We start from the raw sequence: 13542 nt of genomic DNA, 5'->3' as shown, positions 1-13542 counted from the left end.
CATAGTCGAGGTGTTTGACGAGCTGCGCGCGCAGCCGGGCACTTCCCTCGGCAAATTCAATCGATCCTGCGTGATCGCTCAGCTGGGTCATTGCCAGCCCGGCGTAGCCGCAGGGATTAATCCGTCGAAACGGTTCCAGGTTCATGTCCACGTTCAGGGCCAGGCCATGAAAGGAACAACCGTGGCGGATCCGCAGACCCAGCGAAGCGATTTTCGCCCCGTCGACGTAAACGCCCGGCGCGTCCGGCTTGGCCGCGGCGGTGACGCCGTAGCTGGCCAGCAACTCGATCAGGCAGAGCTCCATGCGGCTGACCAGGTCACGCACGCCGAAACCCAGCTTGCGCACGTCGAGCAACAGGTACGCGACCAATTGGCCTGGCCCGTGGTAAGTCACCTGACCACCCCGATCGACCTGCACCACCGGAATATCTCCCGGCAACAACAAATGCTCGGCCTTGCCGGCCTGGCCCTGGGTGAACACCGGTGGGTGCTCGACCAGCCAGATCTCGTCGGCGGCATCGCTGCCGCGTTCGTTGGTGAAGCGCTGCATGGCATGCCAGACCGGCTCGTAGGCCATCTGGCCGAGCTCGCGAAAGCCCAGCGTGCCAGACATCACAGCACCATGTGCACGAAACCGGTCGCCCGCAACTCGCTGTTAATGTCGTACAGCTGTTCTTGGCCGGTAGCGATGATGTGCAACTGGATAGTGGTGTACTTGCCGTTGGTACTCTGGCGTTCGGCCAGGGTCTTGTGGTCAACGGTGGCGTGTTTCTCAAGGATCGCAATGATCTTGTCCTTGAAACCCACACCCGTGTCGCCGATTACCTTAATCGGGTAATCCGCGCAGGGGAATTCGATCTTTGGCGCCTTTACTTCGGTGTCTGTCATGGCGTAACGGCCTCGTAAGCCGTGGCAACGGACATGGCCCCGCTCCGGATTGGAGCGACGCCATGCAAGTCCACACTAATTCAGTTGAACAAGCCGTAGAAGAATAGACGGATGCTATCCCACATGCGACGGAAGATACCACCCTCCTCGACCGCGTCCAGAGCGATCAGGTCAGCGCTGTGCACCACCTTGTCGTCCAGTTTCACTTCGACTTTACCGATCACGTCGCCCTTGGCGATTGGCGCAACCAGTTGCGGGTTCATGGTCATGCTGGCGGCGAGCTTTTTCAGCTGGCCCTTCGGCAGGGTCATGGTCAGGTCTTCAGCCAGGCCGGCCTTGACTTGGTTGGTGGTGCCTTTCCAGACAGGAGCCTGAGCCAGCTCGGCGCCTTTCTGATAGAAGGTCTGGGTTTCGAAGAAGCGGAAACCGTAGGTCAGCAGCTTCTGGGTTTCAGACGCACGTGCCACTTCGCTGTTGGTGCCGAACACCACGGCGATCAGGCGCATGCCGTCACGTACGGCCGAAGACACCATGCAGTAGCCGGCTTCGTCGGTGTGACCGGTTTTCAGGCCATCGACCGTCTTGTCGCGCCACAGCAGCAGGTTACGGTTAGGTTGCTTGATGCCGTTCCAGAAGAACTCTTTCTGCGAGTAGATCGCATAGTGAGCCGGGTCTTCGTGGATGATTGCGCGAGCCAGCACGGCCATGTCGTGAGCCGACGAGTAGTGCTCCGGGTTCGGCAGGCCGGTCGGGTTCATGAAGTGGCTGTTGGTCATGCCCAGATCGGCCACGGTTTTGTTCATCATGTCGGCGAACGCGTCTTCGCTGCCGGCGATGTGCTCGGAAAGCGCAACGCTGGCGTCGTTACCCGACTGAATGATGATGCCGTGCAGCAAGTCGCTGACAGTTACCTGCGAGCCGACTTTGATGAACATCCGCGAACCGCCGGTACGCCAGGCGTTTTCGCTGACGGTCACCGGATCGTTTTCACCGATCTGGCCACGACGGATTTCCAGGGTCGCGATGTACGCGGTCATCAGCTTGGTCAGGCTGGCCGGCGGCAGACGCTGGTCACCATTGTTCTCGACCAGCACGTTGCCGCTGCTGGCGTCCATGAGCACGTAGGATTTAGCGGCCAGTTGTGGTGGCGACGGCATCATCTCGACCGCGAAAGCGGCAGGCGAGAGGAGCAGCGGTACTAGCAGGCACAGTCGTTTGGCAAAGGTGGTGATGTTCATCCGTCTCTCGAAATCGCTAATGGAAACTGCCCAAGGGCAAAACTAATCAGATGACCTTCTAACGGGCCATCGCGTGTTCAGTTGTTCACTCAGAACCCTTGCCGGGCTTTTGTTCTTTAACGAGCCAACAACCAGGTTCCCCCCCCAAACCGCAAGTGAACCCTCAATCAAGTACTACGTATTACTCGGCGGTAACCAGGCTCGGTGAACCGAGATTGGCCATTCGCACACTGTTCTGCACCTGCTGGATTTCACCCTGCGAGCCGATCGGCCCCAGGCGCACCCGATGCAGTGTCTGTTGGTTGCGCACGATCGAACTGATGAACACCGGAGCGCTCACCATCCCGCTCAGCTTCGATCTCAGGAGTTCTGCAGCGTCCGGGTTGGCGAACGCGCCCACCTGCAGATACTGGCCAGAGGCTGGTACAGAAGCGTTTTTTTTTGCATCGATCTGCACGGGCACCACGGCCGCCGCGTGTTGCTGCGGCGGAGGGGTCCATTGTTCGACGGTGCCGGCCGAGGCCGTAATCACCGGGGCGTTATTCTGCGCGACTTGTGGCTCGTTGAGCATCAAAGGCGCCGGACGGCCTTTGGCGGCCCACCATTGCTGCGGATCGATGCCTTCGACCTTGACCCGCGCCGTACCGGTTTCGGCATAGCCGAGTTTCTTGGCGGCGGCGTAGGACAAGTCGATGATCCGGTCCGAGTAAAACGGCCCACGGTCGTTGACGCGCAGGATCACGCTCTTGTTGTTGTCCAGGTTGGTCACCCGGACGTAACTCGGCAGTGGCAAGGTCTTGTGCGCAGCGCTCATGCCATACAGGTCATAGACTTCGCCGTTGGCGGTGTTTTGACCATGGAATTTGGTGCCGTACCACGACGCAGTGCCCGAGGCCACATAGGTCTTGGACTCCTGCAGCGGGAAATACGTCTTGCCCAGCACGGTGTACGGGTTGGCCTTATAAGGACCGGAGTGCAGGGTTGGTGTGGCGTCCGGGATGCGCGAAACATCGACGTCCCACCAAGGCGCGCCATCTTTGTGCGCGCGGTTGATGTCCAGCCCCGGCGCAGAGCGCACGGCGGTCGAGGACTTCTGAGTCGGCGAGCGGCTGGTCGAGCAACTGGCGACCAGCACTGCCAACGCGGCAAATGCCATCAGCTTCAGGGGTTTATTCATAGGCAATGCCCGCATTACTTGACGCCCCGTGCTTGAACCAGCTGTTCAGACAGTTGATGTACGGCCATGGCGTACATCACGCTGCGGTTATAACGCGTGATCGCGTAAAAATTCGTCAGGCCCATCCAGTATTCAGGACCATTGTCACCTTCCAGGCGGAACGCCGTGACCGGCATATCATCGCGCAGCGCATCATGACTTGACCACCCTAGAGCCCGCAACTCCCCGACGGTTTTAGTCGGTTCGATGCCAGTGGTCAAACCCGCGTCCACTTGCTCGCCACGCACATCGGCGCGACTGACCACCGGTTCGCCCGCCACCCAGCCATGACGCTTGAAGTAACTGGCGACGCTGCCAATGGCATCGTCCGGATTGGTCCAGATATTGATGTGGCCGTCACTGTCGAAATCCACCGCATACGCACGAAAACTGCTCGGCATGAACTGCGGCAAGCCCATGGCGCCGGCGTATGAACCCTTGAGGGTCAACGGATCGACCTGCTCTTCCCGGGCCAGCAGCAGGAATTCACGCAATTCCTTGCGGAAGAATTCGGCACGGGGAGGATAGTCGAAACCCAGGGTCGACAAGGCGTCGACGACCCTGTAGTTGCCGGTATTGCGACCAAAAAAGGTCTCGACGCCGATGATCGAAACAATCACCTGCGCCGGTACACCGTATTCCTGCTCGGCACGGGCCAGGACCGCCTCATGCTGGCGCCAGAAATCCACACCACGGGCGATGCGCGCGTCGGTGATGAACATCGGCCGATATTCGCTCCACTGCTTGACCCGCTCCGCAGGTTTCGAGATCGCGTCCAGAATCGCCTGCTTGCGCTCGGCTTCGCGGAACACGCCCATCAGCTGTTCACCGGCAAAACCGTAGTCGCGGGTCATTTCACCGACGAATTCGGCCACCTGGGGTGAGCCTTCGTAATCGCCGGCCAACGCGTCCTGCGCTGTGCCAAGGATGCTTACCAGGCCGACCCATGGCGCATTTCGAGTCGCCCAGCCACGCATTACTTGCATTGAAATCTTCACCTTATTCAAACCTGTGCGATCCACTTACGATGGGTATGGATCGACATCAAAACCCCAAACGCTGACAGTAGCGTCACCAGCGAAGTTCCTCCGTAGCTAATGAACGGCAAAGGCACCCCCACGACCGGCAACAGGCCACTGACCATACCGATGTTGACGAAAACGTAAACAAAAAACGTCATGGTCAGGCTGCCCGCGAGCAATTTGCCGAACAATGTCTGGGCCTGGGCGGTAATCACCAGCCCGCGACCGATCAACAGCAAGTAAATCAGCAGCAGTGCGCAGATGCCCACCAGGCCGAATTCTTCGCCCATGACCGCAATAATGAAGTCGGTATGGCTTTCCGGCAGGAAGTCCAGGTGCGACTGGGTGCCGAGCAACCAGCCCTTGCCGAACACACCGCCGGAACCGATCGCGGCTTTCGACTGAATGATGTTCCAGCCGGTGCCCAGCGGATCACTCTCCGGATCGAGGAACGTCAGGATTCGCTGCTTCTGGTAGTCGTGCATGATGAAGAACCACATCGCCACGGCCACCGGCACGGCGGCGGCGATCACGCTGATGATCCAGCGCCAGCGCAGGCCGCCCATGAACAAGACGAACGCGCCGCCGGCGAGGATCAGCAGCGAGGTGCCGAGGTCCGGCTGGCGCACGATCAGGATGAAGGGCAAGCCAATCAGAAACAGGCTGACCCCCACATGCTTGAGCTGCGGCGGCAACGTGCGCTTGGACAAGTACCAGGCGATGGTCGCCGGCATCAGGATCTTCATGAACTCCGAAGGCTGGAAGCGAATCACGCCCGGAATGTTGATCCAGCGCGTGGCGCCCATGGCGTTGTGGCCCATGACGTCCACCACCACCAGCAACAGCACGCCGAGCACATAGCCGACCGGCACCCAGCGCGCCATGAAACGCGGCTCGAACTGCGCGATGACGATCATCGAGACCAGGCCGATGCCGAACGAAGTGGCTTGCTTGGCCAGCAGGTCCCAGCTCTTGCCGCTGGCCGAATACAGCACGAACAGGCTGCCGGCGGCGAGGGTCAGCAGCAGAATCAGCAACGGGCCGTCGATGTGCATGCGTTGCAACAGCGTCGCACGGCGACGCATGACATCCTCACTGGAGAGGATGCGATCGAAATTACTCTTCACGGGCCGTAGCCTCCGCACTGATAGGGCTGGCGTATTCGGCTTTCAGTCGGCCGTCCTGGTCCAGAAGCCAGGCGTCCATGACTTGACGCACCACTGGCGCGGCGACGCCGGAACCGGACTCACCGTTCTCGACCATCACCGACACTACGATTTGCGGGTTGTCGGCCGGCGCGAAACCGACGAACAAGGCGTGGTCGCGGTGGCGTTCCTGAACCTTGGAGCGGTCGTACTTCTCGCCTTGCTTGATCGCGACCACCTGGGCCGTACCGCTCTTGCCGGCAATCCGGTATTGCGAACCGATCGCCGCTTTGCGCGCGGTGCCCCGGGCACCGTGCATGACCTGCTGCATGCCGTGGTTGACCTTGGTCCAGTCGGACGGGTCGCGCAGGATGATGTCCGGCATCGGATTGTCATCCTTGGGTTTCTCGCCTTCGACGGTGCGGGCCAGGTGCGGACGGTTCCACACACCTTTGTTGGCCACCAGCGCCGTGGCCTGGGCCAACTGCAACGGGGTCGACTGCATATAGCCCTGGCCGATCCCCAGAATCAGCGTCTCACCCGGGAACCAGGCTTGACGGCGGGTTGCGCGCTTCCATTCGCGCGTCGGCATCAGCCCCGGCGATTCTTCGAACATGTCCAGCGAGACCTTCTGGCCAATGCCGAACTTGCCCATGTACGCCGACAGCCGATCGATCCCCAGCTTGTGGGCCAGGTCGTAGAAGTAGGTGTCGTTGGAACGCATGATCGCCGTGTCCAGATCGACATAGCCGTCGCCGGTACGGTTCCAGTTGCGGTACTTGTGGTCGTAATTCGGCAACTGGTAATAGCCGGGGTCGTAGACCCGACTCGACGCCGACACGACGCCCGCATCCAGGCCGGCAATCGCCACCGCAGGCTTGATGGTCGAGCCCGGCGGGTACAGGCCCCGCAGGACACGGTTGAACAGCGGCCGGTCGATGGAGTCGCGCAATTCGGAATAAGCCTTGAAGCTGATACCGGTGACGAACAGGTTCGGGTCGAAACTCGGCTGACTGACCATCGCCAGCACTTCGCCGGTTTTCGGGTCCAGCGCTACCACCGCGCCACGGCGACCGCCCAGTGCGGCCTCGGCCGCTTCTTGCAATTTGATGTCCAGGCTCAGGACGATGTCCTTGCCGGGAATCGGATCGGTACGCTTGAGTACGCGCAAGACGCGGCCCCGAGCGTTGGTCTCGACTTCTTCGTAACCCACCTGGCCGTGCAATTCTGGCTCGTAGAAACGCTCGATGCCGGTCTTGCCGATGTGGTGGGTGCCGCTGTAATTGACCGGGTCGAGTGACTTCAGCTCTTTCTCGTTGATCCGCCCCATGTAACCCACCGAGTGCGCGAAGTGCGCACCCTGCGGATAGTGACGAACCAGCTGCGCGACCACTTCCACGCCGGGCAGACGGAACTGGTTCACCGCAATGCGGGCGATCTGCTCTTCGGTCAGCTCGAACAGGATCGGCACCGGCTCGAACGGCCGACGCCCCTGGCGCATGCGTTTCTCGAAGATCACCCGATCTTCCGGCGTCAGCTCCAGCACTTCGACGATCACGTCGAGCACTTGCTGCCAGTCACCGGAGCGTTCGCGGGTCATGCTCAGGCTGAAGCTCGGCCGGTTATCGGCCACCACCACGCCATTGCGGTCGAAGATCAGCCCGCGCGTCGGCGGAATCGGCTGCACATGGACGCGGTTGTTTTCCGACAGGGTCGAGTGGTACTCGTACTGGATCACCTGGAGGAAATACAACCGCGCGATCAGCACGCAGATCAGCGTCACCACCGCAATTGCCCCGAACACGACGCGGCCACGCACCAGACGGGCGTCTTTTTCGTGGTCCTTGATGCGGATCGGCTGGGACATGAGGGCAGAACTACTTGTGGTAAGGGTGGCCGGACAGCACTGTCCAGGCACGATACAGCTGTTCGCCGATGAGGATTCGCACCAGCGGGTGCGGCAACGTCAACGGCGAGAGCGACCAGCGCTGATCGGCCCGGGCACAGACTTCCGGCGCCAGCCCTTCGGGGCCGCCGACCATGAAATTCACCGTGCGCGAGTCCAGCCGCCAGCGATCGAGTTCGACCGCCAGTTGCTCAGTGCTCCAGGGCTTGCCGTGGACTTCGAGGGTGACAACCCGCTCGTTCGGCCCGACCTTGGCCAGCATGGCTTCGCCTTCCTGACGGATAAAGCGCGCCACGTCGGCGTTCTTGCCACGGGTGTTGAGCGGTATTTCCACCAGTTCCAGCGCCAGCTCGGACGGAAGACGCTTGGCATATTCATGCCAGCCTTCTTCCACCCACTTGGGCATGCGTGAACCGACGGCGATCAGTCGCAGTCGCACAGCGGGCCCTTATTGCTGGTCTTTGTTGAGCTTGACGAAGTGCTCATGGGTGTTTTCCGGGCTGTGGTGAGCCGCGTTCAGAGCACGGCTCTGTTCTGCACCGGACCACAGACGCTCGAGGTCGTAAAACTGGCGAGCCGAGGCGGTCATCATGTGCACGATGACGTCGTCCATATCCAGCAGAACCCAGTCACTGTCGCCCTTGCCTTCTTCACCCAGAGGCTTGACGCCAAGGGCTTTGACCGCTTCGCGGACCTTGTCCAGCATCGCGCCGATCTGGCGGTTGGAGGTACCGGTGGCGATGATCATGAAGTCGGTGATGCTCTGCTTTTCACGAACGTCGATGACCTGGATGTCCTGGCCCTTGACGTCTTCCAGGGCAGCTACGGCAACCTTGACCAGTTCTTCGCCAACCAGTGGCGCGCCGGTTGGAGCCTCTACTGGCAGCGGGGCGCTCTTGAACGTGCCTTTGCGCTTTACTTTAGTTACGTCTTTGTCAGTCATATAAAACTCGTTTTGCTCGTATGTTCGGGCGCTTCAATACACGTCATTTCGTGCCTGGAAGCGTGCCCTCTTTTCAGTTCGACGCACGGTACAGACCGTGCGCATCGATGTAGGCCAGGACCGCGTCGGGCACCAGGAAACGTACCGACTTACCGCTGGCCAGCAGTTGACGGATCTGGGTGGCGGAAACCGCGAGCGGCGTCTGCCAGACGAATGCAATCTGTCCGCTCGGCCCTTTGAGGGCCAGCGGGTCGCTCACCGAGCGCGCTGCCAGCAGGTTGCGCAAGGCATCCGGCGGTTCGCTGTCGGCATCCGGGCGTTGCAGCACCAGGATGTGGCAATGCTGGAGCAACTCTTCCCAGCGGTGCCAAGTGGGCAGGCCGCAAAATGCGTCCCAGCCCAAAAGTAGAAAAACCTGGGTCTCGGCGGCCAGTTCGGCGCGCATCAACTCCAGGGTATCAACAGTGTAGGACGGTTTGTCCCGCTGCAATTCACGGGCATCCACCACCAGCGGCGCCACACCGGCCACCGCGCACTCGACCATCGCCAGACGGTCTTTCGCCGACACCTGCGGCGTACCGCGATGCGGCGGCCTGGCACTGGGTGTCAGGCGCAACTCATCGAGCGCCAGCGATTCGGCGACTTCCAGTGCACCGCGCAGATGGCCGATGTGCACCGGGTCGAAGGTCCCGCCCAGCATGCCAATGCGCCGAGGCGCAGGCTCGCTGGCGGATTCCTGGGCTGACACGTCGAGGTCGCCCAAGTCAGACTGACGCCTGGCCGCGCAACTGGCCATCACCGACCACGATGTACTTCTCGCAGGTCAGACCTTCGAGGCCCACCGGGCCGCGGGCGTGCAGCTTATCAGTAGAAATGCCAATCTCGGCACCCAATCCGTATTCAAAGCCATCGGCGAAGCACGTCGGGGTGTTGATCATCACTGACGACGAATCGACTTCAGCCACGAAACGCCGGGTGTCGGCGAGGTTTTCGCTGACAATCGAATCGGTGTGATGGGAGCCGTGCGTGTTGATGTGCTCGATGGCCTGGTCCAACCCGTCGACCACCCGGATCGAGAGGATCGGCGCCAGGTATTCGGTGTTCCAGTCTTCTACGGTGGCCGCAACGGCCTCGATGATCGCCCGGGTCCGCTCGCAACCGCGCAGCTCAACGCCTTTTTCGCGGAACTGGGCCGCCATCGCCGGCAGGAAATCTTTAGCAACGGTTTGATCGACCAGCAGCGTTTCCATTGCACCGCAGATGCCATAACGGTAAGTCTTGGCGTTGAAGGCGATGCGCTGGGCTTTCGGCAGGTCGGCGTGGGCGCTGACGTAGACGTGGCAGATGCCATCCAGGTGCTTGATCACCGGCACGCGAGCGTCGCGGCTGACCCGTTCGATCAGGCCTCGGCCGCCACGGGGCACGATGACGTCGACGTATTCTGGCATGGTGATCAGCGCGCCAACGGCGGCCCGATCCGTGGTCTCGACCACTTGCACCACGGCGGCGGGCAATTCGGCCTCGGCCAGGCCGCGCTGGATGCAGGCGGCGATGGCACGGTTGGAATGAATCGCCTCGGAGCCGCCCCGCAGGATGGTCGCGTTACCGGACTTCAGGCACAGGCTTGCCGCATCAATGGTGACGTTCGGCCGGGACTCATAGATGATCCCGATCACGCCCAGCGGCACGCGCATCTTGCCGACCTGGATGCCCGACGGGCGGTAGCTCATGTCGCGGATTGCGCCGACCGGGTCCGGCAGCGCTGCGACCTGACGCAGACCGACGATCATCCCGTCGATGCGCTCCGGCGTCAGCGCCAGACGTTCCAGCAGAGCAGGTTCAAGACCATTGGCGCGGCCAGCCGCCAGATCCAGCTCATTGGCGGCGGTCAATTCGGCGCGTGCAGCGTCCAGCGCATTGGCAGCCGCCTGCAAGGCGCGGTTTTTCTGCGCGGTGCTGGCACGGCCGATGACGCGGGAAGCTGCGCGGGCAGCGCGACCCAGGCGGGTCATGTAGTCAAGAACGGACTCAGTCATTGTCTGCTGGGGTCTTGGCAAAGAGGAAAGCGGCAGATTATAGCTGTCGCGTCTCTGGACTAACAGCGGTGACGGGCGGATGGTCGAAATGGAGGGCAATTTGCCGACGTTCAGCCGGGATTAAGCTGCAAATTGTTATCATCACGACTCAATCAGCCCTGATTAATGCCGTTCATCATGTCCAATCTGACTGTTCGTGCGTCTGCTTCAAGCCTGCCCACCGGGCTGCCGGACGCTTTTTTCGACCGCGATGCCCAGACACTGGCCCGGGATTTACTCGGCAAAGTCATCCGTCACCGGGTCGGCGAGCTGTGGCTCAGCGCCCGAATCATCGAAACCGAAGCCTATTACTGCGAAGAAAAAGGCAGCCATGCCTCCCTCGGCTACACAGAAAAACGTAAGGCTTTGTTTCTGGATGGCGGTCACATCTATATGTATTACGCCCGAGGTGGCGATTCCCTGAACTTCAGTGCACAAGGGCCGGGCAACGCCGTGCTGATCAAATCCGCCTACCCGTGGGTCGATGAGTTGAGCGGGCCGGCGAGCCTTGCGCAGATGCTCTTGAACAACCCGGATGCGCAGGGCCGCCCTCGCCCATCGCAAAAGCTCTGCGCCGGGCAGACGTTGCTGTGCAAGGCCATGGGTTTGAAAGTGCCGGTCTGGGACGCCAAGCGTTTCGATCATGAAGTGTTGCTGGTGGAAGATGTCGGCCCGGCACCGATTCATATCATCCAGACCACGCGACTGGGCATTCCCCATGGAAGAGATGAACACTTGATGTACCGCTTCGTCGACGCGGCCTACGCCCCGTATTGCACGCGGAACCCGCTGCGACGGGGGCAGGTCGAAGGTCGCGATTATTTTTTACTGCCCTGACATGCGCCCGGACTTGATGCAAACGGGAATCTAATGTGGGAGCGGGCTTGCTCGCGAAAGCGGAGTGTCAGGCGCCATCAATGTCGACTGGAGGTCCGCTTTCGCGAGCAAGCCCTCTCCCACAGGGGATTTATAGCGTTTTGAAGATTGCGTTCGGCCCTTGGGCCAATTGAACATTCAATGGAGTGGTTTTTATGGGCCCATGGCTCGATAGCGTGACCGGTTGGTTGACGGTCAACCCGCAATGGCTGGCGGCGGCGGTGTTCATTGTGGCGTTTGTGGAATGCCTGGCGATTGCCGGGTTGATCGTGCCCGGCACGGTGCTGCTGTTTGCCGTCGCGGTGCTGGCGGGCAGCGGCGCACTGCCGTTGGGGGAAACCCTGTTGCTGGGCTTTCTCGCCGGTGTACTGGGCGACATTGTTTCGTACTTCATTGGACGGCATTTCCATCAGAACATCCGGCGCCTGCCGGGGTTGCGCCATCACCCGGAGTGGATTGCCGGCGCCGAGGCGTATTTCCAGCGTTACGGCATCGCCAGCCTGTTGGTCGGGCGCTTCATCGGCCCGCTGCGCCCCATGCTGCCGATGGTCGCCGGGATGTTCGACATGCCCTTCCCGCGCTTCGTCGCCGTCAGCCTGTTGGCCGCCGCCGGTTGGAGCGTGGCCTACCTGCTGCCGGGCTGGGCCACCGGCGCGGCGATTCGCTTGCCCTTGCCGGAAGGCTTCTGGCCTGAGGCCGGGATTGTGGCCGGCAGCATCGCGGTGATGGTGGGGCTCAGCGCAACCAGCAGCCTGCGTCGCCATCGCAAGGCCACCGTGTTTATTACCGGCATGAGCCTGATGATTCTGGCGGGGCTGTTCATCGGTTATCCACACCTGACGGCCCTTGATCAAGGGGTGATGACGCTGGTGCAGGAACACCGCAGCCCGATGCTCGATGAAGTGGCCGTTGTGTTCACGCTGATCGGCGAGTTCCGCAACATGCTGATCTTCAGCGCCCTGCTGACAGTCCTGCTGTTGCTCACTCGCCAATGGCGCCAGGCGATTTTCGCCGGCGGCACGATGCTCTGCACCGCGCTGGCCAACACCGTGACCAAACACTTTTTTGCCCGCGTGCGCCCGGAAGTGCTGACCGATCCGCTGACCAGCTTCAGCATGCCCAGCGGCCATGCGTCGGGCGCCTTCGCGCTGTTCCTGACCCTCGCCGTACTGGCTGGCCGTGGACAACCGCCACGGATGCGCCTGACCTGGCTACTGGTCGGTTGCTTGCCGGCGCTGGCGATTGCCCTGTCGCGGGTATATCTGGGGGCGCACTGGCCGACGGATGTGCTGGCCGGCGCGATGCTGGCGGCGTGCGTGTGTGCGGCGAGTTTGTGGCTGAGCCAGCGCCAGACGTCACTCAACGCCATGCCGCCGAAGGTCTGGTGGCTGGTGCTGCCGGCGATGGTGGCGTTGTTCGGGTTCTTCGCGCTGAGGCATTTGCCGCATACGATGTTGCGGTATGCCTACTGACACTGCTTTGTAGCAGCTGTCGAGCCTGCGAGGCTGCGTTCGGCGGCGCAGCCGCCGTAAACCCTGCACGCGAGTTTCTTCTGACACACCGTGGTGGCTGATTTCACGACGGCTTCGCCGCCGAACGCAGCCTCGCAGGCTCGGCAGCTGCTACACGCCGCGACAAGTCAGGCGAATAATTCGCCTTGCAGCTCATCCAACAACGCCTGAATCGCGTCCAGCCGTTGCTGTGGGTCATCGAGTTGCAGCAGGTCGATCTTGTCCACTTCGGCAAAGGGCAGCAGGTACGCCAATTGGTTGGCCAGCGACTGTTGCCCGGTCGCCTCGGTGCCCATGTTCAACGCTTCGACCATCGGATGTTCGGCCAGGGCCTTGAGCAGCGCGACCAGGTCGGCGTCCTCATCCTGCAACGGCTGCTCCGGCTCGTCTTCCAGCCACTCGACCTCGGCGACGGTCAACTGATCGCGCTGGATCTCGGTACGCAACACGTGAAAACGCCGGCCGCCCTGCACCCGAATCCCCAGCAGGCCATTGTCCTGCTGCTTGAAATCGGTGATCAGCGCTTCGCACCCGACCAGCGCATAACCCGCCGGGGCGATGCCGACTTCTTCGCCGTCGAGGATGCACACCACACCGAAGCCGCCGCCCTGTTTCATGCAGCGGCTGATCATGTCCAGGTAGCGCGCCTCGAAGATCTGCAAGTCGAGGATGCAGCCAGGAAACAACACCGTGTTCAGCGGAAAAAGCGGCAGGCTCATAGA

14 protein-coding genes are annotated in these 13542 nt (G+C 61.5%); 2 read left to right on the top strand and 12 right to left on the bottom strand.

Features of this window, described 5'->3' with window-relative positions; translation table 11 throughout:
* The 11 genes from lipB to ACIPL2_RS15150 form a co-directional block, all read right to left on the bottom strand.
* Positions 1-613, bottom strand: a 613-nt coding sequence (lipB, locus tag ACIPL2_RS15200; RefSeq protein ID WP_401357618.1) for a lipoyl(octanoyl) transferase LipB, incomplete at its 3' end; no start/stop codon positions are given.
* Positions 613-888, bottom strand: coding sequence for a DUF493 domain-containing protein (locus ACIPL2_RS15195; protein WP_008152827.1), 276 nt, complete (start codon positions 886-888; stop codon positions 613-615). The genes lipB and ACIPL2_RS15195, both read right to left, overlap by 1 nt.
* A gap of 80 nt (positions 889-968) precedes the next feature.
* The gene (locus ACIPL2_RS15190; RefSeq protein ID WP_059402098.1) at positions 969-2126 is read right to left on the bottom strand and encodes a D-alanyl-D-alanine carboxypeptidase family protein; all 1158 of its coding nucleotides are present in this window, start codon (positions 2124-2126) and stop codon (positions 969-971) included.
* A 181-nt stretch (positions 2127-2307) separates the two neighbouring features.
* On the bottom strand, positions 2308-3318 hold the full coding sequence (locus tag ACIPL2_RS15185; RefSeq protein WP_401357617.1) for a septal ring lytic transglycosylase RlpA family protein: 1011 nt from the start codon (positions 3316-3318) through the stop codon (positions 2308-2310).
* On the bottom strand, positions 3318-4328 hold the full coding sequence (mltB, locus tag ACIPL2_RS15180; protein WP_401357616.1) for a lytic murein transglycosylase B: 1011 nt from the start codon (positions 4326-4328) through the stop codon (positions 3318-3320). The genes ACIPL2_RS15185 and mltB overlap by 1 nt, the downstream gene beginning before the upstream one ends.
* A 17-nt stretch (positions 4329-4345) precedes the next feature.
* Positions 4346-5449: a rod shape-determining protein RodA gene (gene rodA, locus ACIPL2_RS15175; protein WP_046055582.1), complete on the bottom strand. Its 1104-nt coding sequence runs from the start codon at positions 5447-5449 to the stop codon at positions 4346-4348.
* Between the two features lie 31 nt (positions 5450-5480).
* Positions 5481-7376 carry a penicillin-binding protein 2 gene (mrdA, locus tag ACIPL2_RS15170; protein ID WP_401357615.1) on the bottom strand — a complete coding sequence of 632 codons (1896 nt, stop codon included), beginning with the start codon at positions 7374-7376 and terminating at the stop codon, positions 5481-5483.
* A 10-nt stretch (positions 7377-7386) separates the two neighbouring features.
* Positions 7387-7854, bottom strand: a complete 468-nt coding sequence (rlmH, locus tag ACIPL2_RS15165; protein WP_007937439.1) for a 23S rRNA (pseudouridine(1915)-N(3))-methyltransferase RlmH — start codon at positions 7852-7854, stop codon at positions 7387-7389.
* 9 nt (positions 7855-7863) lie between these two features.
* On the bottom strand, positions 7864-8358 hold the full coding sequence (rsfS, locus tag ACIPL2_RS15160) for a ribosome silencing factor (RefSeq protein ID WP_401357614.1): 495 nt from the start codon (positions 8356-8358) through the stop codon (positions 7864-7866).
* Positions 8359-8431: 73 nt separating this feature from the next.
* On the bottom strand, positions 8432-9121 hold the full coding sequence (gene nadD, locus ACIPL2_RS15155) for a nicotinate-nucleotide adenylyltransferase (protein ID WP_401357613.1): 690 nt from the start codon (positions 9119-9121) through the stop codon (positions 8432-8434).
* 1 nt (position 9122) lies between these two features.
* Positions 9123-10394, bottom strand: a complete 1272-nt coding sequence (locus ACIPL2_RS15150) for a glutamate-5-semialdehyde dehydrogenase (protein ID WP_401357611.1) — start codon at positions 10392-10394, stop codon at positions 9123-9125.
* A 177-nt stretch (positions 10395-10571) separates the two neighbouring features.
* On the opposite strand from ACIPL2_RS15150, the gene ACIPL2_RS15145 reads away from it, so the two are divergent.
* On the top strand, positions 10572-11270 hold the full coding sequence (locus ACIPL2_RS15145) for a DNA-3-methyladenine glycosylase (protein ID WP_401357610.1): 699 nt from the start codon (positions 10572-10574) through the stop codon (positions 11268-11270).
* A gap of 194 nt (positions 11271-11464) precedes the next feature.
* A complete protein-coding gene (locus tag ACIPL2_RS15140; RefSeq protein WP_401357609.1) occupies positions 11465-12781 on the top strand; it encodes a bifunctional DedA family/phosphatase PAP2 family protein in 1317 nt (438 codons plus the stop codon).
* A 167-nt stretch (positions 12782-12948) separates the two neighbouring features.
* Here ACIPL2_RS15140 and ACIPL2_RS15135 read toward each other — a convergent pair whose 3' ends face one another.
* A complete protein-coding gene (locus ACIPL2_RS15135) occupies positions 12949-13539 on the bottom strand; it encodes an LON peptidase substrate-binding domain-containing protein (RefSeq protein WP_008152802.1) in 591 nt (196 codons plus the stop codon).
* Between the last annotated feature and the right edge of the window lie 3 nt (positions 13540-13542).

Origin of the sequence: Pseudomonas sp. NPDC086251 (genome assembly GCF_044746405.1) — a bacterium.
GTDB lineage: Bacteria > Pseudomonadota > Gammaproteobacteria > Pseudomonadales > Pseudomonadaceae > Aquipseudomonas.
Note: the sequence above shows the minus strand (reverse complement) of the source record. Positions and strands in the feature narration are given on the sequence as shown.